A 21,910-nucleotide genomic window follows, 5' to 3' on the forward strand; every position below is an offset into this window, starting at 1 on the left:
TTTATCCTCGATAAGGTGCTTCATTTGTTTGTATGAAGACGCTAGAAATGACTCTTTCTTTACTTAATTCCAATGTAATTATTTTTTTCATTTTTAAAACTATACTAGGATCAGCCCAAAGTGTTTCCTTATTTTCGTACTGTGCCGAAAATACGTCATAAAATAAATGAGGAAATAATAAATCAGCTTTTAGAAACTGGTACTGCAAACATGCTAACGGATTGTTTTCATGATATGCGATGATTATTTTCTTCATTAACTTTGGATTCCAATTTTTTTCTTTTTTCATTACGATATTTAAAATTCTTCTCAAATCATGAATCGGCAATTCGATTTTTAACGAACTCATATTTAAGAAATATAAATTCTCGTCTTCTCCAATTATAAGATCGTTCACATCAAAATTCTGATAGCATAATGTTTTCGTTTTCGCTGTCTCCTCAACCACTTCAGCAATATATTTATCAATTATTGCTAAAGCTTTTTCACATTGCATTAAAACCGAATTTATATTTTTTAAATACAGCTTATCGATTTCATTTTGATGCTTTAACTTAGCTCGTTCTTCTTTCCATTTTGTTAATTTTATAAATTTAGTTTGTAAATCATTTTTCCAATTTGATTGAATGGATGAAACATGCTCATTTGTTAATTCTATGCCTATTGAAGCTTTATGAAAAGAAGCAATCCCATTCATCATCAAAATGAGATCTTCTTCACTCTCAAAATTCGGTCTCCTCCCATTAACAGGTTCAAATAACATAAAATATTCATCTTTTATCCTTACAAAACCATCACCTAATTTGGTTGTTAATACCTCTGGTGTAAATATGCCATTATCCCTAAGATAGTCAATTGCATAGATCATAAATTCTATATATCTTTCATCAATTAAAACTTTCTTCAATAATACTTCACCGATAGTTGTATCAATGGGCCACTCAGCTTTTTTTTCATCAATGTATTCTAAGGAACTATGTTTTACTTCTAAAGGGTAATTTGCAATTACTTTTTTTACTAAATCACTAAAAAAAGCGTCCAAAAAAGATACCTCCCAAATAATACTTATCCACTGTTAATCTATGAATATGTACATGTTTAGAGACGGCTAATCTACTAAATAAATTAGGAAGTAAATTATTTTCTACTAATAAATTTCTTACTTTTTTCTGAAATGACTGTTTGAGCTTCAAAATGTATGAATTATCTTCTTTCTATTAAGTTTACTTTTAATTTCCTAATAAATTACAACAAAAATTTCATATATTCTTATGCGTTTAAATACTTTTTGAAATAATAAATTGTTTGGGCAAAAAAAAAAAAGATCTTTTGGCTAAGATCTTTTTCATGTCCTTTTAAAAAAAATTTCTTTTAAGAAGGTCTTTTTAATCATTTTTCTTTTCCCTAAATCCCCTACTTTAATTTTTCTGCACTTAAAACGAATTTAAAAAATCCTTCATTTCATTAACTAACTCTTCAGGTGACTCATACATGCTCATATGCCCGGCACTGTTTAAAGTAGCAGTTTTAATATTATCTTTTTTGACAGAAAAAGTCTTTTCAGGTGGTATAATCTGATCGTCTTTACCTGCAAGTAAAAGTACAGGTAAACTTGTATCATTAAGGACATGATTTCGGTCGGGTCTATTTTTCATGCTTATTAGTGCATTTACGGTGCCATCTACTGAAGTTTTATACCCTATTTGCTTTGCTAATTCTATTTCTGCACTATTAGTTTGTATATTTTTTGGAGAGAAAAGTTTAGGAATTAATCCGTCCACTACGTTTTTCACTCCTTCATTTTTCACTTTTTCACTAGTTGCTACTCTACCTTTTTTTGCTTCTTCACTATCCGGAAATGCAGTAGAGTGTATTAATGAAAATCCATTTAAATAGTTAGAATATCTTTCCGCAAACGCAAGTGTAATATAGCCTCCTAGCGAGTGCCCAAACAAAGTTATTTGTTTAATGTTTAATTGATCAAGTAAATCTTTCATCACATCTGCATAATCTTCAATTGAATGCTCTTCTTTTATAGCAGTAGAGTCTCCATGTCCTGGTAAATCAACTGCTATCACACGATAATCCTCTGACAACTTTGGAATTACTTTTTCCCAATATGCATGACTTCCCATAAAACCATGAATTAAAACGATTGGCTTCCCTTTGCCTTGATCTTTATACGCAATTGATAAATTTTCAAGTTCTACTTTACTATTAATGATCCTTCAACTCCATTCGAATATAAAATATCTCTTACTAACTTAAATGAATCTTATGAACAAAATTCTGCACTTTAATTATTTTCTCCTCTCTTTTCTCTAAATAATCTTTAAATTAAAAAGGAGTGTCTCAAAAACAAGAGACACCCCTTTATACCAGATTGACATTAAAATTTATCTACTTTCTGCTTGAATACTGCTTCGTTATGTTGAATTTTCTGACCTTTATTTTTATTTATAAAAAAGTAAGCCACAGATAATACAATTAACCACGGTATACCGAATTGAAGCATAATCTTAAAGCCAGTAAACCAAGAAGTAATTGTTAGTCCTAACAATAAAATTGCTCCTAAAATTGTGAAATAAGGGAAACCAATCATTTTTACCGGTAATTTTCGCCCGCCTGCCTTTTCCCACTTCCTTCTAAAAAATAGATGCGAAATAAAGATTGTCATCCAAGTAAACATAGCACCAAACATTGAAATACCCATCATAAATGCATATGAGGAATCTGGTAATACTGCATTTACGATTCCAGCAACTACAATACCAATAGTTGAAACTGCAAGAGCATTTACCGGAACACCTTTTTTACTTACTTTTCCTAAAATATTTGGTGCATGATTAGTTTTTGAAAGTGAATATACCATACGGGTTGAAGCATATAATTGGCTATTCATCGCTGACAAAGCTGCCGTTAAAATAATAAAGTTCATAAGGCCTGATGCAAAAGGTATATTTAATATTTCCATCACCTTTACGAACGGACTTTCATCTACCCCTGCCGATTTCCATGGAACGATGATGAGCATGATTGCAATTGTTAATACATAAAAAATTGATAAACGAAAAACCGTTGCTTTAAGAGCTTTTGGAACAGCAATATCAGGCTCTTTTGCTTCACCTGCTGTAACCGCTATCATTTCTGTCCCTAGAAAACTAAATAATGAAATAAAGACGGCTACCCACATTCCCCACCAGCCAAATGGCATAAATCCTCCGTCATTTGTAAGGTTCTCTACACCAATATTTGAGTGGTTAGATGTTCCAAACAAGACATACGATCCAAGAAGGATAAAGCCAACAATTGCGCTTACTTTAATCATTGAAAACCAATACTCAAATGTTGCAAATGTATTAACACTTGTAGCATTTATATAGATTAATACTGCTGCAAAAAAGGCGATCCAAACGATTCCAGGTACAGTTGGAAACCAATATTTCATATAGACTGCAATTGCACTTACCTCTACTCCAACAGCAAGTACCTGTGCCACCCAATATGAGTAGCGAACAAGATATCCCGCCATAGGATGTATATATTTTTCGGCAATTGTTCCAAACGAACCGCTAGTAGGATGTGCAACAGTCATTTCAGCTAAGCACCCCATGAGCAGCAAAACGATGAAAGCCCCAACTGCATAACTGAGTAATACGCTTGGACCAGCAGTTTTTATTGCAAGTCCGCTTCCAAGGAATAACCCCGTCCCAATCGCACATCCCATTGCAATCATCGTTAGTTGACTAGTTTTCAACTCCCTTTTTAAGCCTTTTTCTTGCTCGTTTTCAATTTTATAATTAGTGGTGGATTTCTTCATGATTTCATCCCCTTGTCCCCTAAGATAGCCAACTAAACTTATGCCACAACTTCACGTTCATTTTTAAATTTTTCATAATGCTTTTCAGTCATGATTTTCTTAAGAGTTTGTACCACTTCCCAAACTTCCTCGTAAGAAGTGTAAAGTGCAACTGGTGCAAGACGAATAATATTTGGAGCCCTAAAGTCAGGAATAATACCATTTTCTTTCAAAGACTTACAAATACGTGCTGCTTCTTCATGCTCTAGACTTACATGTCCTCCTCGTCGTGCATCCTCTCTAGGAGATCCAATGAAAAATCCCATTTCTGCTAATTCTTGTTCAATACAATCCATTAAAAATTGATTTATTCGAAGTGATTTTTCTCGAATTGCATCAATTCCAGCTTCTGTAAAAATCTCCAAAGATCCTATTAATGGTGCACAGCTTAATACATGTGGAGTACCGATTTGATAAGCTCCAGCAGTTTCAGCAGGAGTTAGTGTGTGTTCCATATCAAATTGCTTATCCTTTCTAGAACCAAACCAACCTGCAAGTCCTGGCAATGCACCAAAATGTTTTCGATTAACAAATAATCCACCTACACCACCTGGTCCACCATTTAAGTGTTTATAATTACACCAATAGGCAAAATCAACATCCCACTTACTAAAAGAATGTGGAATTGATCCAACTGAATGACAACCATCAAAACCGATTAAAATTCCTTGTTTATGAGCCTCTTCAGTTAAGCGCTTCATATCTAAAATTTGACCACTGCGGTATAAAACTGTTGGTAAAATAATCAAAGCGACTTCTTCCGTCATTGCATTGATAATGTCGTCCTCATCTAAATAACGTCCATCTTTACTTTTTACGCAAATAAGATCTTGCTCAGGATCTAGCCCGTGTATACGTAGTTGACTTTGAAGAGCATAAATATCTGATGGGAATGTAAGCTCATCAGCTAATATCTTTTTTCTAGTCCCCTTTGGTTGGAAAAAAGTAGCTACTAACTGATGTAAATTAACCGTCGTGGAACCGGTTACAATTACTTCCTCAGATGAAGCACCAACTAATGGAGCTAACTTTTCTCCTAATTTTTCGGCCATGAAAAACCATGGATGATTTCCGTTTGTCCAACCATCAATTCCATAATGCTTCCAATCATCTAATGATTCTAGTAAAGTTCGTTCAGCTCTTTTAGAAAGTAGTCCTAATGAATTACCATCCATATAGATAGAGCCGGGTTTTAAGTAAAACTCATCTCTAAACTGTCTAAGTGAATCAAGACTGTCCATTTGTTTAGCGAATTCTAATGTTGTTTCTGAAACTTTCGTACTCATACTGTTCCTCCTCTATCATTCTACTATTTAACTATTTGTGAAAAAATCATATCAAAATAACTGACATCATGTCAATGACACGATGTCAAATTTTCTGATAATAAAAAAATTTACATTTAAAGTGCTGTTTTTTACGTTAATCATACATAGTTTTTCGGTCATTTCTTCCATTTTTATGAATTTACCTATATGCTAGAAGTAACATATGTTGGAGGATCGTAGTATGAGTAATGACAAAGTAGAATCTAAGCGTCAATTACGTTCATTAATGACAAAACAAAAACTACTAGAAGCTGCTAAAGAAGTATTTCTTGAAGAAGGATTTCAAAAAGCAACTATAACACAAATGATAAAAAAAGCTGATATTGGTTATGGAACGGCTTATGTCCACTTCAAAGGTAAAGAAGAGCTTTTAATTGTGTTAATGGAAAATGTAATGGAGAGGTTTTATGAAATTGCCGAAACTCACTTTTTTCCTGAAACGAAAGAATCCGCTGAATCGATTATTTATAAACAAGCTACTTCTTTTCTAAAAATGGCAGAAGATGAGCGAAATATGATGCAAATTTTTGAACAAGCTATTGGAGTATCTGAAATCATCTCAGACAAATGGAAAACGATTCGTGAAAAGTTTATTGATCGCATCTCGATCGATGTTAAATATGCACAAGAAACAGGTTTAGCAAGAAAAGAACTAAATCATGAACTAGTCGCGCGTGCTTGGTTTTTTACAAATGAGATGTACTTATGGGAAATCGTTCGTAATGAACAGCATTATACAATTGAAGAAATTGCAAAAACGATCACATCACTTTATACAACTGGTCTTTATTAAGAACCAAATTTAAAAGCTCAAACTTAAAGTTTGAGCTCTTTTTAATTTCTATTATGAATTTGTGCTACAATACATTTCTCGTAATATAAACTTCTGAACTTTCCCAGATGCGTTTCGAGGAAGTTGATCGATAAATTCAACAACTTTAGGAATCTTATACCCTGCCATTCTTTCACGGCAAAAAGTTTGAATCTCCTCAAGAGATGGACGATGATTTGGTTTTAGTACCACAATCGCCGTTACGACCTCTCCCCATTTAGAATCAGGCGTACCGATCACTGCTGCTTCTAAAATAGCATTATGCTCATATAAAACGTTTTCAATTTCAACTGAATAAATATTTTCTCCACCAGAAATTAGCATATCCTTACTTCGGTCAACTAACGTTATATATCCTTCTTCATCTACTACAGCTAAATCTCCTGTATAGAGCCAACCATCTTTAATCGTTTCTGCTGTTTCTTTCGGTTTTTTATAATATTCCTTCATGATTGTTTCACCTTTTAAGATCAATTCACCAACTTCACCAGGTAAAACTTCTTCATTTTGCTTATTAACTACTTTAATAATTGTATAGAGTAAAGGTGTTTTTCCTGTTTTTCCTAAATGGTGCTCATGATCTTCTGGAGAAAGATAAACCCCTGTAGGTCCCCCTTCCGTTAAACCACATAAACTGAAAAATTGATTTGTATTAAATAATTTCATGCTTTTCATTAAGATTTCAGGAGGCATAGGGGCTGCGCCGTATGCACATCTTTTTATTGAAGAAAGATCATATTGGTCAACACTTGGAACTTGCTGTAAATAGTTATACATTGTAGGAACACCAAAAAATAAAGTAATTTTATATTTTTCTATATCCTTTAAAACATTTAACGGGTTAAATTCTCGATGAATTATATTTGTCATACCTAAATATAAACCTGGTAATAGAAAGATTACGAGTTGAGCACAATGGAATAATGGAGCAACATGTAAAAGCCGATCCTGACAGCTTTGTCCCATTACCGCACTCAATCCATTTATGAGCTTTTCAATTCGTTTATAGTCGAAAAGCGCACCTTTTGGTTGTCCAGTCGTACCTGAAGTATATAGCAAATGAAAATCATCGTCTCCTGAAATCTCTACTTGGGGATCTTCGTCAATAGATGTCAACACATCAAAGAAGCTTAAACAATCCGGCGATGAAGTTGCTGGAGCAGTAATGATATTTCTTACTTTCGATGAGGACTTTGAAGCATCTAAAACGACTTTTTCTAGTTCTGAATCACAAACAACAAAAACACTATCCGACTGTTCTAAAATATATTCAACTTCTCGAGAAACAAGCCGGAAGTTAATTGGAACAACAACAGCTCCTACTTTTACAGCAGCACAATAACTAATCACAAACAAGTCAGAGTTTGCCATCATAAGAGCTAGTTTTTCACCTTTCTTTAAACCTAGTTTCTGTAATCCCCATGCAAAACGATTAACCACTTTATTGAATTCCATGAATGTGTATGTACGGTCTTGATAGACTAATGCTAATTTATCTGGGTGCCTTTGTGCGTTTAACGATAATACATTTCCAAAACTCATTTGCTTACCCCCATATTAAATAATTTAGATTTAATCAGCTGACCTAATAACTCCTTTTTCAATGAATTGATTAATTGTTTGATCATCGTATCCTAAATTTAATAAAACCTCTTTTGTATTCGTCCCAGGTTTTACCCCAACATGTTGATAAGTAGGTTTAAACACTGAAGATTTAAAAGGTGAACCAATTTGCAATTGATTTGTACCGTCATTTTTTTGGACGTTTACTAAAAGCCCCCTTTCTTTTACTTGCGGATGCTCACATGCTTCTTCAAAAGTTAAAATTGGCTCAACACACGCATCAAATTTACTAAAAATTTCGATTAACTCATTAAACGTTTTTTTACTAAATGCACGCTTTACTTCATCTTTAAATAAATCCAACTCATCCTTATCTTCACTAAAAGAATAAGGAAGAAATGGCATGATTTCTAATGCCTCACATAGTTGCTTTCGAAATGAAGGTTCAAGACTGCCAACTGAAAAGAATCGTCCATCTGCAGTTTCGTAATAGTCATAAAACACACCTCCATTTAAAAGGTGTTCCTCAGGCTTTGGATTAATTTTTTGAGTTAACCAACCAGAACCCATTAAAGATTGCAACGCAAAAGTACAATCTGTCATGCTAATATCAACCCACTGTCCTTCACCAGTTTGCTCACGATGAATTACAGCAGATAAAATGCCAATAATAGCGTGTAACGATCCACCTACTTGATCTGCAACTTGGATTCCCATCGGAACAGGACGCTCATTCTTTCTTGTTGAATAACTCAAAACACCAGTTAATGAAAGATAGTTATTATCATGTCCTGCTCGATTTCGATACGGACCTGATTGTCCATAACCAGTAATTGAACAGTAAATTAGTTTCGAATTTATTTTCTTTAATTGCTCATAACTTAAGCCAAGCTTTTCCAGCACTCCTGGTCGAAATTGTTCAATGACAATATCGTACTCCTTTACTAGCTTATAGATTATTTCAGTGCCTTCTTCGCTTTTTAAATCAAGGGTAATAGATTTTTTAGAACGATTAATCGTTTGATGTGCGGCAGATTGGTCCCCATCAAATGGAGGTGAAGTTTGTAATAAGTCGGGATGATATGGAGATTCGATTCGTAATACTTCTGCACCTAAATCCGCTAGTATCATAGTTGCATAGGGACCCGGTAATAGACGTGTAAAATCCAGAATTTTCAATTTATTCAACATAAAGTAAACCTACAATTCAATATAATTCCTCCCTCCATCTCAATAGTTTCTCGTTGTACATTAATTATTCTAGATTACTTGGTATCTCTCCTTTTTTAAAAACGAATGATAAAGCATATTATTGAATATTGATTAAAATCCACCATTTTTAACCTACTTATTTAAATTAGAAAAAGGGTTCACATATAGGCTGTGGAATATTTTTAACTTCAATAAAATAAAAAAAAGTAGGTGAAATTTTATGAAAAGATCCCATGAAACAGAAAACTCTGATGGGAAAGTTTATGTGGATGAGCACAAAATATATTCACCGATAGAGGATCTACAAAAAATAGAAGGTGTCAGTCCTTTACAGAGAAATAGTTTAGACTTAGAAAAGAAACCAAAAGCAATAAGATTTATTGGATATTTTATAATTGCATTTGTAGTCGTATCTATTTTATTTGTTATTATTGCAAATTTATTTTACTACTAAAGTATGCCGCATCTTCTTTGTTTCGATAAGCACCTTGTTTTTCAAAACATAAAAACCACCCAAAATGGACTTAACTTTTGATATGCCAATGCAAATCGATAGAAGGTTTTAAAACATGACATTGTATTAGACTAAATTTTGCAAGTAGTATTGGACAAAATTACACTATTTGAATTTTTATTAAAGTTTTATAATAAATATACACTTTTAAATATTCTTAATACTTATTATAACTGTACTTGTAAATTTCGTTCATTCAAGGAGACAAAAAATATGTACAACACACAAGCAAGTTTTAACAATCGATTTTACGATCTAACCTTAACAAACACTTATCCGAACGATATTATAACTATCGAACCTCAAAAAAAAACGTTGAGTTCGAAGTGAATGGCGATTACTGATTTAACAATTAAATGCAAAAAATGAACCGATCAGAAATGGTCGGTTCATTTTTTACAAGTTTTCATTATTCATTCAAATGAATTCACTGCTTTTAAAAACCGCTTAAAGTGGTTTTTTAATCACGCATTGCTCCTGCCTCACGAGAAGTCATTGCTCCCTGTCCATGGCTAACATCATTTTGTATTTGTTGTTTTACTTTTTGTGGATTAGTTCCTGATTTCATATCAGTTCCCATATTACCTTTTCCTTGCTGATTCTGTGGCATAAAATCCCTCCTAATATTATTGTTAAACAATCATATTATTTACAAAAACCCTTCGCATATCCCATGGAATTGACTAATTTCAAATAAAGTATGAGCAATAGTTAATTGTTAAAAAAGGCTGAATAGCCAATCCCTTTTTTGGATTCAAAAATAAATATCTTTCTAAATAATAGTTTGACTATTCAGATTTAACGAACTATAATCAAATTAAACTAACTACCGGTAGTTAATAACCGGAATAAAAAATTAGGAGATGATTTTTGTGAAATATCCACTTTCACCTGATGTAAAACCTGAGTTTTGTACAACTGGAACGTTTATGAGATTACCATCTGCAAGAGAAAATGCGAAATTAGCAATCGTTGGCATGCCTTTTGATACTGCAGCCTCATTTCGTGTTGGTGCACGATTTGCTCCTCAAGCAATCCGACAAGCTTCTATGACTTTATTTCCATATCATCCAATTCATAAGGTATATCCATTTGACGACAGCAATGCCATCGATATTGGAGATGTATCAGTTATTCCTCATAATATTCATCGAAGCTATAAACTAATGGAAGACGCAATGTTTGAATTAATGGATCGTAATATTATCCCAATTGGTTTAGGCGGTGACCATTCAATTACTTTAGCAAACCTACGAGCTGCAGCTAAAAAACATGGTCCGGTTGCGATGATTCACTTTGATTCGCATACTGACACTTGGGATACATATTACGATGAAAAATATTGGCATGGTTCACCTTTTATCCGAGCTCACGAAGAAGGACTTCTAATTCCAAACAAGGTATTCCAATTAGGTATTCGAGGCACACTGAATCATCCAGGAGACATAGATGCTAGCCATGAGCTTGGTTACAACGTTATTACTACACCGGAAATGTGCGAACGTGGTTTTGAAGGTATTTTAAAAGAAATGAAAGAAGTTATTGGAGATACACCGTGTTTCTTAACTTTTGATATTGATTTTGTGGACCCTTCTTGTGCACCAGGAACTGGGACTCTTGAAGTAGGTGGATACAATAGTATGGAAACATTAAAAATGATTCGCTCATTAACTGATTTCAATTTTATTGGCTTTGATATCGTTGAAGTACTTCCATCCTATGACCCAACTCAAATCACATCACTACTAGCTGCAACGCTAGTTCATGAATTTGCTAGTTTAGCTACATTACAAATTAATAAAGAAAACTAAAAAGTAATTTAGAAAAGCTCTGTTTCTTTTAGACAGAGCTTCCATGCTGTTGAAAAAAGAATTTGTCAATTAAACTGTTGGATTGATCATTGATATTTAAGTTGTGTCATATTGATTTCCACTACAGGGTATTCGCTTTCCATGGGGCGAGATTCTTGAGCCTCCTCGGCGCCGCCTGCTAAGGTCTCAGCCTTCCCGCTTCTCCCATAGGAGCCTGGCACCCTTTCGTCCCATTCAAGCTCTTTATAAGAAAAGAATGATCTTAAAAACAATAGAATAGGCAATTGATGAATTTTCCTTTATTAATCAAATTTGTAACTTATGATGACGACTTACACATCTTTACAAATATTAATCGTCAAAAATGTATATATTTTAATTTTTGCAAGTTAGTTAAAACATTTAAAAATCAACCAAAATCACTTATTTATCAAAAAGATATGGTAGATAAAACAATAATAAATAGACTGTTTTTCATAAAAATTCAATTAATGTTTGTATTTTTCAATATTGACTACATATTTCAACACTCTGAAAGCTCTGTTTCTTTTATACAGAGCTTTTTCCTAGTATTGAAATATAGCTGCTTTTTTATTTAATCATGAACCCTTTATGAGTAACTCATTTTCAATATTTTGCTTTTTTACTTACCACTACTCCTCCAAACAAAGCTTTTTTTACAATAAATATAAACAATATTTAGACTTCACAATGATTCCAGTTTATAATCTAGCTAACAAGAGTTAGTTTCGGAGGATGAAGATGACAAAGGATAAGATTATTGCAGCAGCACTTGCCCTGTTTTCCAAAAATGGCTATGAAGGTACAAGTTTAACTGAAATCGCAAAAGCAGTTGGAATTCAGAAACCGTCAATATATAACCATTTTAAAAGTAAGGAGGAAATCTTTCTTACAATTTATGAAAATATTTTATGGCTTCATGTGAAAAAAGTAGACGAGCTAATGGGAGAAATAAGCGAATTATCTGCAAAGGAGCAACTTTACCAAATTCTAAACTTAACATTTGAATATTATATTGAGTTCGAGGAACAATCTACTTTCGTGAACCGCGCTGTCTTTTTTTCTCCTGAACCATTAAAGGAGCAATTACATACACAGTTCATGGAATCTGAGGAAGCCATGTCGACTATTTTAAGATCAGTGATCGATAAAGGGATTAAAAATGGTGAAATTCGAATAGGAAATGTAGAAGATTTTGTCATGTCATATTATTGTCTAATTGATGGCATCTTTATTGAACTGTCCTATTATGGAGCTGAAAAGATGAAACCAAGGATTTCAAATATATGGAGAAATTTTTGGTACGGTTTTAAAAATGAATAAAAAAAGGCGTTCGATTACTCGAATGCCTTTTTTTCAGTATTTTACTGATTTGAAGTCAATTCAGATTTGAATTGTTGTACGATCTCATCTGATGCAGGTGCTGCAGGTTTGTAAAATCCTTTTTGAAGTGCATAATTGTACAATGTACGCTGACGTGCTTCATCTTGATTGCGTAATTGAATTAAAGTTTGTCTTAATTCGTTATTATTAGACTCATTAATGAATCCAGCGTAAGCTGCTAAACTAGCGTTAAGCCCTGCTAAGTAATCATTGACCATATCTTTATCTTGAAACATAATAATAATCCCCTTATCCTAAAAAATTTAAAAGCTGTTGCTTTGATTGTGTTGCTGATTGGGCGTCTCTTTGTAATAAAGCTCTTAATTCAGGATCAGAGCAGGCTTGAGCATATGCCTCTAATTTATTAGCGATTGTACTATGCCCTCCGATAATATGACGAAGGTTTTCTAATTCAAGTTCTGTTAATGAATTACTCATACTTACGATCTCCTTTCGAACATAAATTGACATTCTAACATTATTAATTTTCCAAAATCCTGTAAAAAAATACGTAAAAAAAACTCAATCTATACGAATAATAGATTGAGCTTTTTAATTTAACTATATCTCACTGCTGAAATCAGCTTCTTCTAATTTAACCTTCTTCGTTTTCATCACTACTTTATAGCCAAGGTATCCAAGAATAAATAATGGTAGTCCAATATAAGAAACTGCAATACCATACCAGTCAATTTTTTCTCCGGTAAATGCTCCATAATTCGTTCCAAGCATTGCAACTAAACATAAAACTGTCGCTAAAATCGGACCTAATGGGAACCACTTTGCTAAATAAGGTAGATCCTTTAATTTTCTTCCTTGCGCGATATACGCTTTACGGAAGCGGTAATGCGTAATTGAAATGCCTAACCAAGAAATATAACCGGCTAGTCCTGCTGCATTTAGTAACCAAGAGTATACTGTACCATCACCAAATAATGAAGTTAAAAAGCAAAGGGCACCAATTAGAGTCGTCGCAATTAATGCACTAACTGGAACTCCACCTTTGTTTACTTTTCTTAAGAACTTTGGTGCTTTTCCTTCTTCAGCTAATACCCATAGTACACGAGAACCAACATATAAGCTTGAATTACCCGCTGATAAAACTGAAGTTAATATAACTGTATTCATTGCAGCAGCTGCAAAAGCAAGTCCTGCATGTTTAAACACTAAAGTAAATGGACTGATCGCAATATTATCAACGTCTCCACCTAATAAGTTTGGATCTGTATAGCTGATTAAACAGCCGATAACGAAAATCGCTAATACGTAGAATAATAAAATACGCCAAAAGATTTGCTTGATTGCTTTTGGAATATTCTTTTCAGGATTTTCACTTTCCCCTGCAGTTACTCCGACCATTTCGGTTCCTTGGAAAGCAAAACCTACAATCATAAATACACTAAAAATCGATAAGAAACCACCTTTAAATGGTGCTTCTCCTTTTGTGAAATTATCAAATCCACCTGTATGACCGCTCATAATACCAAAAATCATTAATAATCCAATTACAATAAAAATAATGATTGTAGCTACTTTAATAATTGAAAACCAAAACTCAGATTCTCCATATCCCTTTACAGATAGTACATTTAACCCAAAAATTAAAACAAGGAATATAGAACTCCATACGATCCCTGGAGTATGTGGGAACCAATATTTCATAATTAAAGCCGAAGCCGATAATTCTAATGCAAGGATGATTGCATTGTTATACCAATAATTCCAACCAACAGCGAAACCAAGGGCTGGATCGACAAATCTTGAAGTATATGTGCTAAATGAACCCGAAATCGGAATTAAGGTTGCCATTTCAGCTAAGCTAGTCATTAGGAAATAAACCATGATACCAGCGATTAAATAAGCAACAAGAGCTCCACCTGGTCCTGCATCATGTATAGTTGCTCCACTCGCTAAAAATAGACCAGTACCAATCGTACCACCCATAGCGATCATTGTTAAATGTCTCGTTTTTAGTTTTCTTTCTAATTGCTCTTTTTTAGGCGCGTTACTTTGAATAGTGAAATCATTTTTACGGTTTGTATTTTGCATGAATACACCTCTTTGCTATAAATTAAAATTCCCCCAAATACGTAAAAGGCAGTTTAAATCTTTTAATAGCTCACATTCCAATCTATCCATTGGCATTGTCATTCGGTCAACAATTTACAAATCACAGACTAAGTTACCTATTTAATACTAAGCCTGGAAACTGAGCGATGTAAAGATGAAAATCCTCCCTTCTGAATTAAACAAAGGAACAAATCGAATACCCTCAATGCTGATAGCGTTTTCATTTTTTTTGCTTTCATCATCGAATTGTACTTAATTAAAATTATCATAATATGGCGAAAAATAGAAGGAGTTTTTTCATTGTTTAGATAATTTAGAGTTATTTAAGAATAGTTAAATTTTCAAAAATCGTATATTTATTTGAAACAATAAATATATATTAAATCCAAGTACAACATACTTCAACTATTAATTATTAGATTGGAAAAAATTATATAATGAAAGCGCTTTGTTATCGTTTAAAATTGTTTTTCCTTATTTATTAAAGCTCTAGACTTGTAAGCAGTTCCCAATAAAAGAATCTGTATATAGGAAAATCATCACTCTTTTTCAGGTGAAATGTCCTGATTTTTTATCTTTAATTTCATCGACTCTATACAAAAAAATGAATAAAACCAGTTCAAATTTTTTCTGAATTTTTAGAACGAAAAATTCAAAAAAAACATTCTTCATATCTCCAGAAGAATGTTTTTTCCACCTAATTTTAATTTCTTATGGGGTAACCCACAGATTAAAGAGATCAAATAAAGTTAACATCTCTTTAAACTTCTCTTTATTCCCAGTAATGCTTAACTTTCCATTTACAATTGCCTTATTTACATCGAGTTTCCCATACATAATTAAATAAAAAGTTACTTTATCTACAAATAATGTTGCATCAAGATTTGGAGCAGTTAAACAACACTATAATTAAAAACGGCGTCCTTTATATCAATTGTGTAATTTGTTTTCAAATCAGTAAAATTCACATTAAATGTAAAACGCTTATTCTCTGCTTTTGGACCATTAAGCGTGATCGAAATATAATCAAAAAAATCTTTTACACTCATATTTAAGATCGATTGTGCCCACGAATTTGATATACCCCATCGACTACTTTATAAAGTCCACACTAAAAATCACCTTAAACATATTTTTGTTTAGTTTATCCGGTAGATTCCAATTTATGTCAATATTAGTGCGGTCTCAGAAATTCAAAATAAAAGTGTAGTACTTTTTGATTGAGGTATCCGAATACTTTGTGTACTTTATTCATAAGGTTAAAAAGAAATCATTATCTAAAATTGAAAAACAGTTCATTAAATTTATTAAATTGAAAATGAATGAATATGTAGGTTAAATAGAAAAAAAGATGATATCGTCAACACGATATCATCTTTTAATTTATTCAGTTGATTATACTTCTTTTTTTTCATGATCTGTTACGCCTAATACATCTAATAAAAAGATGAAAACTGGTATCCCGATTATAAGACCCCATACGCCAAAAAATCGTTCAGAAAAGACTAGAATAAGAAATGTATAAAAAACTGGTAAGTTCGTTTTTGCTGAGATCAACTTTGGATTTAATAAATAACTTTCTAGCGCGTGTAAGATCAAAATCATGATGATCACATACATAATATGAGCCATTCCACCGATTGTATAGGCAATCGTACAAAGCGGAATTAATGAAATAAACATTCCTGCTACAGGGATTAATCCAAGTAAGAAAATCAAAAAGCCTAAACCGATTAACTGAGGAAATCCCATAAATCTTAAAGCTATTACCGATAGAATACAATTCACAAATGCAATTATAAACTGCGCTTCAATCACTTTTCCAAAAGAACGCGAAAATCTTTCACCAAAATAGGCCATTTCATTATAAAGAACTGATATTTTACTATTTTTAAATTTTTGAGTAAAAGCTATAATTCGAGGTTTTTCAAGTAGAAAAAAGAAGCTCAGAACTAGAGCAATTAATACTTCAATCCCCCATTGACTAATATTAGATGCATACTTATATAAAAAATCTAATCCTTGCTCCGTATAACCTGATATTTCAACCTTTTTAATTGCTGTAACGATATAGTTTATGATTCGCTCATCTGGTGGATTCATATAAAACGTTTTTATTTGGACGATTAGTTGAACAACTTGAGTTGTAATAATCGGTAAATAATTATAGATTCCAAAAACTAACCCCGCCACAATGACAACATACAAAGAGTAGACAACAACTAAACGATTAACTGGCAGTATCTTATTTAATCTATTCATAATAAATTTATGTATCCGATCCATTAAATAAGTAAAAATGAAAATTAGTAAGACTAAATTTATTATTTTCCGTATTAATATCAACACTAGAACGATACATAAAATGATCGCTAATCGTTTAAAAGTGCTACTTTGATAAAACTTTTTAACATCCATTCTACAACCTCCTTACTTTTTATCCTATTTGCCTATGTAGTATGGAATTATCTTAAACTCTATACAAGCATAACCACATCCCAAAAGGAAGTGGTTCATAAACGTTGTGTCTCTTTTCATTTTTATTTAGTAAGATCTTCATTTATGATTTTTCATTTAATAAATTCTTAATATTAAATAGCACCAATTTATATTTTATCAATTCTAAAACTAAAAATAAAGATGCTGCTACCAATAAAGTGTAGCAGCATCACGTTATTGAACTTTTTATGTCAAAATTTATTTTCCTCTCTTTGCCCTTTCCTGCTTTCTCCATTCACACTTGGGCACTTAGTGAATACTATGGGCATGAGGGTGTGATTCAATGAATGACTATAAAATTAAAGAAGATCTTCGGATTATCGCTACACTTCAAAGAGATTTAAATGTCGCTACTGCTGCACTATTATTAACTGGTCAAATTACGTTAATAGGTGTTTTTGTAACGTCTGGTGAATTTAGTCTTTCTCTAAGTGGCCCCTTATTAGGTAGAGAACGTATAGAAAGTAAATATGGAGATCAATTAACAAATACTCTCATTGATGTAATCGATATAATCATTGCAATTTTATTATTAATTGATGAAGTTCGAGTTGTAAGCTCTGTTATAGGACCTGGTAGATTCACACTCAATGTCAGTGGTCCCATTTTCGGTGCACCAGTTAGCGAACCGACACTTCCTTTTCTAAAAAAAAACGTATTACTTTTGTAAAAAAATTGTTTCAAAACATTTTGATATTGATCCGCGAATCTTTAGTAAATAAAGGAATGGTGATTATGTCTTTAACAGATATCCCTACGGTAAGACCTACTGATACCCAAGTTTTTCTTTTGGCTATTTCTGTCATTTCGTTTATTTTCTTCTTTACTCAACGAAAAGCAAGCGATTCAACACAGATGAGTTAAGAGATCACTATTCGTCTTTTTCTAACTCAGGTTTTTCTCTATTCTCGATAACTGATAAAACAGCTTCATTAATCTCTTCATAGCATGTGCATCTACAAATATTGGAAGATAGCCATTCTTTCATCGTTTCATAGGTTGGATGTGGATGCTTTAATAAAAGAGAATGACAATTCATAATAAATCCAGGAGTACAATAACCACATTGAAACGCAAAATTTTCAACAAATGCTTTTTGTATAGGTGAATCTTTTAACCCTTCAATTGTTGTTATTTGTTGACCAACTGCCTCGATGGCAAGCATAATACAAGATTTATAAACAGTACCATTCATAACAACTGAACATGCTCCGCAATCTCCATTTAAACAGCCTGGCTTTGCTCCAGTTAGACCTAGTTTAGTTCGTAACACATAAAGGAGTGTATCAACTGGACGGATCTCCACTTGTCGAATTTCATCATTAATACTTAAAGCAACACTTAATTTTTTACTTGGAGACTGGTCCATTACCTTCCCTCCATTTCTAAAATGATCTCTTCTATTGTGTTTTTTAGTACAAATAGTCGGTACTCTTTTGAGCCTTCAACATCGTCAAGAACTTCTCCGGGAATCAATTGAATTGCTTTTTGTATTCTTTCTTCTAAACTCGAGTTCGTATTATTTAGCTCGGCTTCCATTTGCTTTGAACGAAATGGAAAAGGACATAGCCCACTAAAAGCAAAACGCAATTGATTATCCGATTTAATAGATGCGATCGTCAGTAGTGGATAACCCGTATCCCATTGCTGACGTTTTTTTATGCTTATAAATGGTAGATTTATATATTTCTTATCTGTTAAAAGTTGGATTAGAAGTTGTCCGTCTTGGAGCTGAAGGTTTTGATTGAAGATTTGTTCGATTGGATAAGCCTCTATACCATTATATCCTGCAACAACTACTTGGCTTTCACAAAGCAGAAAAGGCAAAACCGCTTCCCTGTAAAAGATTTGCCCACATATATTTCCACCTAAAGTTATTTTATTTCTTGCAGTGTGGTCTGCTATTTCCATAGACGCTTTAGAGAGTAATGGAAAGAGGTTTTTTTCTTCAATATAAGTAAGTGAAAGTGCAGCGCCTGATATTAAATAGTCCTCATTAAACTCAAATAATTGACACTCTTTTAGATCTTTAATGTCGATTAGAGCATCTGTTTCGACTAGGTTTAAACGACCGAGTGTTAAGATTTCTGTTCCACCTGCGTAATAAATTGGCCTTTTGTTATTAGCTTTTAAAAAATAAAAAAGCTCCAATGCTTCTTTAATCGTCATTGGTTTATAGTATTCTTTATTAGAAGATAACAATCTATATCCCACCTTCTTTTACTTTCCATAATAGTTCAGGGATAATTGGTAAATTGTTTATGTTTACCGAAAGTGCAGTAGAAAGGCTATTACCAAGAGCAGCTGGCATTCCTAGTAACCCATGTTCCCCTACCCCTCTTGCACCAAATACAGCATCGACTTGCGGTGTTTCAACAAACGCAACTTCATATTTAGGGTTCTCTCCAAACCGAATTGGTCGATAAGTTCGTAATTGCGGATTTAGTACCTTCCCTTGCGTATCGAAATAGAATGTTTCTCTTCCTGCAAAAGATAATCCCATACTCATTGCGCCTTTAACTTGCCCAGTTGCAGTCTTAATATTTAATACTTTGCCAATATCAACGGCTGTAACTGCTTTAAGAATCCTATATTCATATGTTTTTAGATCGACTTCTACTTCTACACCATGTGCACAAACTGTCCATTCTGGTCCTGGTTTTCCAGCGCCAGTTTCTCGATTTATTGTTGTTAATCCGGTTAATATATAGTGACCCCTACCAATTATTTGTCCACCAATCGAATTTCCATTTGGAAATGTGTATCCGTAAGCAATCTCTTTAATTGGTATATTTTTAGTAGGTTCACTCCTTAAGAAAACTTTTCCATAACCGACTTCTAAATCCTCAACAGGAGCACGCAAGATAAATGTGGCTAAATCTTTTAATTGTTTAATTAAATCTTCAGCAGCTGCTAACAATGCTCTTCCTGCCATGAATGTCCCTCTACTTGCAACAGTTTTCCAATGCTCAGGTGTGTTTAATGTGTTAATCTTCATTTGAACATGAATATCGTCTACATCCATTTTTAGAATCTCTGCTAACATTTGAGTAAGTATTGTTTTAGTACCTTGACCAATCTCTACAACTCCAGATATTAAATTAATACTCCCGTCTTCATTATAGATTAATATGACACCTGAACTTGCATTTGGTGTAATGGTAGAAGTTTTCCACGAGCAACTAATTCCTTTTACTCTCAATTTATGATTGCCTAAGTCAATAACCTGACCTTCTTGCCAATTGATTAATTCTTTCATTTTTTCAATACATTTTGGTAGATTTCCAACTGTACTTGAATTTAATACAACTTGAGTAGGCGTTTGATCACCTGGTTTAATTGCGTTTCTTTCTCGTAGCTCGATAGGATCCATATTTAATTTTCTTGCAAGAATATCCATCGCTCGTTCGAATGCGAAGTGTACTTCTGAATGACTAAAACCTCTAAAAGGTGCCGGGTATGGATGATTCGTATACATACAAAATGAATCACACCAAATATTTTCGATATTGTAAGGTCCAGTACAATCAACTGCCCCTGCCCTAGTTAAATCAATTGATTTATCAGCATATGCTCCGCCATCCCATAAATATTGGATTTCTGCAACCTTGAGCATTCCCTCTTTTGTACATCCTAGTTTTACATTCGCTTCAAGACCAATATGTCCTGGAGATGAAAGCATATCATTTTCACGAGTATTATATATTTTAACTAATCTACCATTTACAGCTCTTGAAGCAATATAGGCTAATATCTCTAACTGAACTGCTCCTTTCCCACCATACCCCCCACCAACAAAAGGAGTGTTTACAATGACTTTTCCAGGCTTAATTCCAAAATAATCTCCAATTAAATTCTTAACCATAAATGGTGCTTGGGATGAGGTGGTTATCTCAATCGTGCCATCATGATGGATTTGAGCATATGAACATCTTGTCTCCATCGCAGCATGGTCAGATGGTCTGAATGCAAAACTCTCATCAATCATAACTTCGCTTTCTCTCCAGCCTTTATTAAAATCGCCTTTTCGAATTTTTATCCTAGTAGCAATATTTGTACCCGGTTCTGGATAAACTCCTTCAGTAATTTCATACTCTCCTAATTTTGGGTGTAGGAGTGGCGCATCCTGTTTAAGTGCTTCAGATGGAGAATTTACAACTGGAAGTAATTCATATTGTACTCTTACTAAATTAGCAGCTTGATTCGCTTCGTACTGGGTATCCGCTACAACGATTGCCACTACTTCACCAAAAAATCGAACGCGATCAAAAGCTATTGGATAACGGTCAAGTATTCCTTCTCCTACTAAAGGTAGATTCTCGCCAAAAATTATTTTTCTTACACCTTGTACTTTTAGAGCATCGGTAGCATCTATATTTTTAATCATTGCATGAGCGTATGGACTTGTCACTAATTGAGCATGAAGCATATCATTTGTCTCAAAGTCACCTGTATATTTAGCATGGCCTGTTACTTTTTCGAAGGACTCTTTTCGGGGGATCCCTTTTCCAATTATATGCATAAAGTTTCTCAACCCCTTTCGTATAAAAAACACTGAATTAAAACATTTTCAATATTACTAAGATGATTCTATATTTTTGCAAATTACAAACTCCTTCATATTTCTATATATAAAATTTCTTTAATATAAGATTCTCTAAAAAATTTATGTTTCGAATACTAAAAAAATGCCCAGATAGACGAATCGGGCATCCTTATATAATGAAAACTTTTCCTTAATAGATCATATAGGTATTTTAGGATTGTTTTCCATACATATCCAATTCAGTCTAGGGAATACTATTTTTATTCTTTACG

Annotated in this window: 21 protein-coding genes and 1 pseudogene; 6 read left to right on the forward strand and 16 right to left on the reverse strand. The window is 33.2% G+C overall.

What is annotated here, in order from left to right; genetic code table 11:
* Position 1: 1 nt before the first annotated feature.
* The 4 genes from EP747_RS08280 to kynU form a co-directional block, all read right to left on the reverse strand.
* Positions 2-1,042 carry a CotS family spore coat protein gene (locus EP747_RS08280; protein WP_165346916.1) on the reverse strand — a complete coding sequence of 347 codons (1,041 nt, stop codon included), beginning with the start codon at positions 1,040-1,042 and terminating at the stop codon, positions 2-4.
* 391 nt (positions 1,043-1,433) lie between these two features.
* Entirely contained in the window at positions 1,434-2,225 is a 792-nt protein-coding gene (locus EP747_RS08285) for an alpha/beta hydrolase (RefSeq protein ID WP_328590715.1), read from the reverse strand.
* 164 nt (positions 2,226-2,389) lie between these two features.
* Positions 2,390-3,820 carry an amino acid permease gene (locus EP747_RS08290; protein ID WP_129689443.1) on the reverse strand — a complete coding sequence of 477 codons (1,431 nt, stop codon included), beginning with the start codon at positions 3,818-3,820 and terminating at the stop codon, positions 2,390-2,392.
* Between the two features lie 38 nt (positions 3,821-3,858).
* On the reverse strand, positions 3,859-5,145 hold the full coding sequence (gene kynU / locus EP747_RS08295; RefSeq protein ID WP_129689445.1) for a kynureninase: 1,287 nt from the start codon (positions 5,143-5,145) through the stop codon (positions 3,859-3,861).
* Positions 5,146-5,368: 223 nt separating this feature from the next.
* On the opposite strand from kynU, the gene EP747_RS08300 reads away from it, so the two are divergent.
* Complete coding sequence (locus EP747_RS08300) at positions 5,369-5,980, forward strand: TetR/AcrR family transcriptional regulator (protein ID WP_129689447.1); 612 nt, start codon at positions 5,369-5,371, stop codon at positions 5,978-5,980.
* Between the two features lie 51 nt (positions 5,981-6,031).
* Here EP747_RS08300 and EP747_RS08305 read toward each other — a convergent pair whose 3' ends face one another.
* Positions 6,032-7,561: a long-chain-fatty-acid--CoA ligase gene (locus tag EP747_RS08305; protein ID WP_129689449.1), complete on the reverse strand. Its 1,530-nt coding sequence runs from the start codon at positions 7,559-7,561 to the stop codon at positions 6,032-6,034.
* A 30-nt stretch (positions 7,562-7,591) separates the two neighbouring features.
* Positions 7,592-8,773, reverse strand: a complete 1,182-nt coding sequence (locus EP747_RS08310) for a CaiB/BaiF CoA transferase family protein (RefSeq protein WP_129689451.1) — start codon at positions 8,771-8,773, stop codon at positions 7,592-7,594.
* A 241-nt stretch (positions 8,774-9,014) separates the two neighbouring features.
* On the opposite strand from EP747_RS08310, the gene EP747_RS08315 reads away from it, so the two are divergent.
* Entirely contained in the window at positions 9,015-9,248 is a 234-nt protein-coding gene (locus EP747_RS08315; protein ID WP_129689452.1) for a hypothetical protein, read from the forward strand.
* A gap of 520 nt (positions 9,249-9,768) precedes the next feature.
* On the opposite strand, the gene EP747_RS24195 is transcribed toward EP747_RS08315, so the two are convergent.
* Positions 9,769-9,918 (reverse strand): hypothetical protein, encoded by a 150-nt coding sequence (locus tag EP747_RS24195; RefSeq protein WP_165346918.1) that lies wholly within the window; start codon positions 9,916-9,918, stop codon positions 9,769-9,771.
* A 262-nt stretch (positions 9,919-10,180) separates the two neighbouring features.
* Between EP747_RS24195 and speB the strand changes: the two genes are divergently transcribed.
* On the forward strand, positions 10,181-11,119 hold the full coding sequence (gene speB, locus EP747_RS08320; protein ID WP_129689453.1) for an agmatinase: 939 nt from the start codon (positions 10,181-10,183) through the stop codon (positions 11,117-11,119).
* Between the two features lie 762 nt (positions 11,120-11,881).
* Positions 11,882-12,463: a TetR/AcrR family transcriptional regulator gene (locus tag EP747_RS08325; RefSeq protein ID WP_165346920.1), complete on the forward strand. Its 582-nt coding sequence runs from the start codon at positions 11,882-11,884 to the stop codon at positions 12,461-12,463.
* 41 nt (positions 12,464-12,504) lie between these two features.
* Here the strand turns inward: EP747_RS08325 and EP747_RS08330 are convergent, their stop codons facing one another.
* The 6 genes and pseudogenes from EP747_RS08330 to EP747_RS08355 all read right to left on the reverse strand — a co-directional run bounded on the left by EP747_RS08330 (position 12,505) and on the right by EP747_RS08355 (position 17,011).
* Positions 12,505-12,759, reverse strand: coding sequence for a spore coat protein (locus EP747_RS08330; protein ID WP_129689455.1), 255 nt, complete (start codon positions 12,757-12,759; stop codon positions 12,505-12,507).
* 13 nt (positions 12,760-12,772) lie between these two features.
* Complete coding sequence (locus tag EP747_RS08335; RefSeq protein ID WP_129689456.1) at positions 12,773-12,961, reverse strand: hypothetical protein; 189 nt, start codon at positions 12,959-12,961, stop codon at positions 12,773-12,775.
* Between the two features lie 123 nt (positions 12,962-13,084).
* The gene (locus tag EP747_RS08340; RefSeq protein ID WP_129689457.1) at positions 13,085-14,572 is read right to left on the reverse strand and encodes an amino acid permease; all 1,488 of its coding nucleotides are present in this window, start codon (positions 14,570-14,572) and stop codon (positions 13,085-13,087) included.
* Between the two features lie 732 nt (positions 14,573-15,304).
* Positions 15,305-15,469, reverse strand: a pseudogene (locus tag EP747_RS25335) (alkyl sulfatase C-terminal domain-containing protein); the annotation flags it as partial.
* A 17-nt stretch (positions 15,470-15,486) separates the two neighbouring features.
* Positions 15,487-15,675: an alkyl sulfatase C-terminal domain-containing protein gene (locus EP747_RS25340; RefSeq protein WP_419179291.1), complete on the reverse strand. Its 189-nt coding sequence runs from the start codon at positions 15,673-15,675 to the stop codon at positions 15,487-15,489.
* Positions 15,676-15,988: 313 nt separating this feature from the next.
* The gene (locus EP747_RS08355) at positions 15,989-17,011 is read right to left on the reverse strand and encodes an AI-2E family transporter (protein WP_129689459.1); all 1,023 of its coding nucleotides are present in this window, start codon (positions 17,009-17,011) and stop codon (positions 15,989-15,991) included.
* Positions 17,012-17,375: 364 nt separating this feature from the next.
* On the opposite strand from EP747_RS08355, the gene EP747_RS08360 reads away from it, so the two are divergent.
* Positions 17,376-17,762 (forward strand): hypothetical protein, encoded by a 387-nt coding sequence (locus EP747_RS08360; protein WP_235832790.1) that lies wholly within the window; start codon positions 17,376-17,378, stop codon positions 17,760-17,762.
* 65 nt (positions 17,763-17,827) lie between these two features.
* Positions 17,828-17,956 carry a hypothetical protein gene (locus EP747_RS25080; RefSeq protein ID WP_268895602.1) on the forward strand — a complete coding sequence of 43 codons (129 nt, stop codon included), beginning with the start codon at positions 17,828-17,830 and terminating at the stop codon, positions 17,954-17,956.
* 7 nt (positions 17,957-17,963) lie between these two features.
* On the opposite strand, the gene EP747_RS08365 is transcribed toward EP747_RS25080, so the two are convergent.
* From EP747_RS08365 to EP747_RS08375, 3 genes are read right to left on the reverse strand one after another with little or no spacing between them, the layout of a single operon-like run.
* The gene (locus EP747_RS08365; RefSeq protein ID WP_129689460.1) at positions 17,964-18,461 is read right to left on the reverse strand and encodes a (2Fe-2S)-binding protein; all 498 of its coding nucleotides are present in this window, start codon (positions 18,459-18,461) and stop codon (positions 17,964-17,966) included.
* Positions 18,461-19,294: an FAD binding domain-containing protein gene (locus EP747_RS08370; protein WP_129689461.1), complete on the reverse strand. Its 834-nt coding sequence runs from the start codon at positions 19,292-19,294 to the stop codon at positions 18,461-18,463. The genes EP747_RS08365 and EP747_RS08370 overlap by 1 nt, the downstream gene beginning before the upstream one ends.
* A gap of 1 nt (position 19,295) precedes the next feature.
* Positions 19,296-21,614 (reverse strand): xanthine dehydrogenase family protein molybdopterin-binding subunit, encoded by a 2,319-nt coding sequence (locus EP747_RS08375; RefSeq protein ID WP_129689462.1) that lies wholly within the window; start codon positions 21,612-21,614, stop codon positions 19,296-19,298.
* Between the last annotated feature and the right edge of the window lie 296 nt (positions 21,615-21,910).

This window comes from Gottfriedia acidiceleris, assembly GCF_004138285.1.
Lineage (GTDB): Bacteria > Bacillota > Bacilli > Bacillales > Bacillaceae_G > Gottfriedia > Gottfriedia acidiceleris_A.

Excerpts from the sequence above, each read along its gene's own strand:
- EP747_RS08290 (WP_129689443.1), bottom strand. The coding sequence starts at position 3,820 with ATGAAGAAATCCACCACTAATTATAAAATTGAAAACGAGCAAGAAAAA.
- kynU (WP_129689445.1), bottom strand. The coding sequence starts at position 5,145 with ATGAGTACGAAAGTTTCAGAAACAACATTAGAATTCGCTAAACAAATG.
- EP747_RS08300 (WP_129689447.1), top strand. The coding sequence starts at position 5,369 with ATGAGTAATGACAAAGTAGAATCTAAGCGTCAATTACGTTCATTAATG.
- EP747_RS08305 (WP_129689449.1), bottom strand. The coding sequence starts at position 7,561 with ATGAGTTTTGGAAATGTATTATCGTTAAACGCACAAAGGCACCCAGAT.
- EP747_RS08310 (WP_129689451.1), bottom strand. The coding sequence starts at position 8,773 with ATGTTGAATAAATTGAAAATTCTGGATTTTACACGTCTATTACCGGGT.
- EP747_RS08315 (WP_129689452.1), top strand. The coding sequence starts at position 9,015 with ATGAAAAGATCCCATGAAACAGAAAACTCTGATGGGAAAGTTTATGTG.
- EP747_RS24195 (WP_165346918.1), bottom strand. The coding sequence starts at position 9,918 with ATGCCACAGAATCAGCAAGGAAAAGGTAATATGGGAACTGATATGAAA.
- EP747_RS08325 (WP_165346920.1), top strand. The coding sequence starts at position 11,882 with ATGACAAAGGATAAGATTATTGCAGCAGCACTTGCCCTGTTTTCCAAA.
- EP747_RS08330 (WP_129689455.1), bottom strand. The coding sequence starts at position 12,759 with ATGTTTCAAGATAAAGATATGGTCAATGATTACTTAGCAGGGCTTAAC.
- EP747_RS08335 (WP_129689456.1), bottom strand. The coding sequence starts at position 12,961 with ATGAGTAATTCATTAACAGAACTTGAATTAGAAAACCTTCGTCATATT.
- EP747_RS08340 (WP_129689457.1), bottom strand. The coding sequence starts at position 14,572 with ATGCAAAATACAAACCGTAAAAATGATTTCACTATTCAAAGTAACGCG.
- EP747_RS08355 (WP_129689459.1), bottom strand. The coding sequence starts at position 17,011 with ATGGATGTTAAAAAGTTTTATCAAAGTAGCACTTTTAAACGATTAGCG.
- EP747_RS08360 (WP_235832790.1), top strand. The coding sequence starts at position 17,376 with ATGAATGACTATAAAATTAAAGAAGATCTTCGGATTATCGCTACACTT.
- EP747_RS25080 (WP_268895602.1), top strand. The coding sequence starts at position 17,828 with ATGTCTTTAACAGATATCCCTACGGTAAGACCTACTGATACCCAAGTT.
- EP747_RS08365 (WP_129689460.1), bottom strand. The coding sequence starts at position 18,461 with ATGGACCAGTCTCCAAGTAAAAAATTAAGTGTTGCTTTAAGTATTAAT.
- EP747_RS08375 (WP_129689462.1), bottom strand. The coding sequence starts at position 21,614 with ATGCATATAATTGGAAAAGGGATCCCCCGAAAAGAGTCCTTCGAAAAA.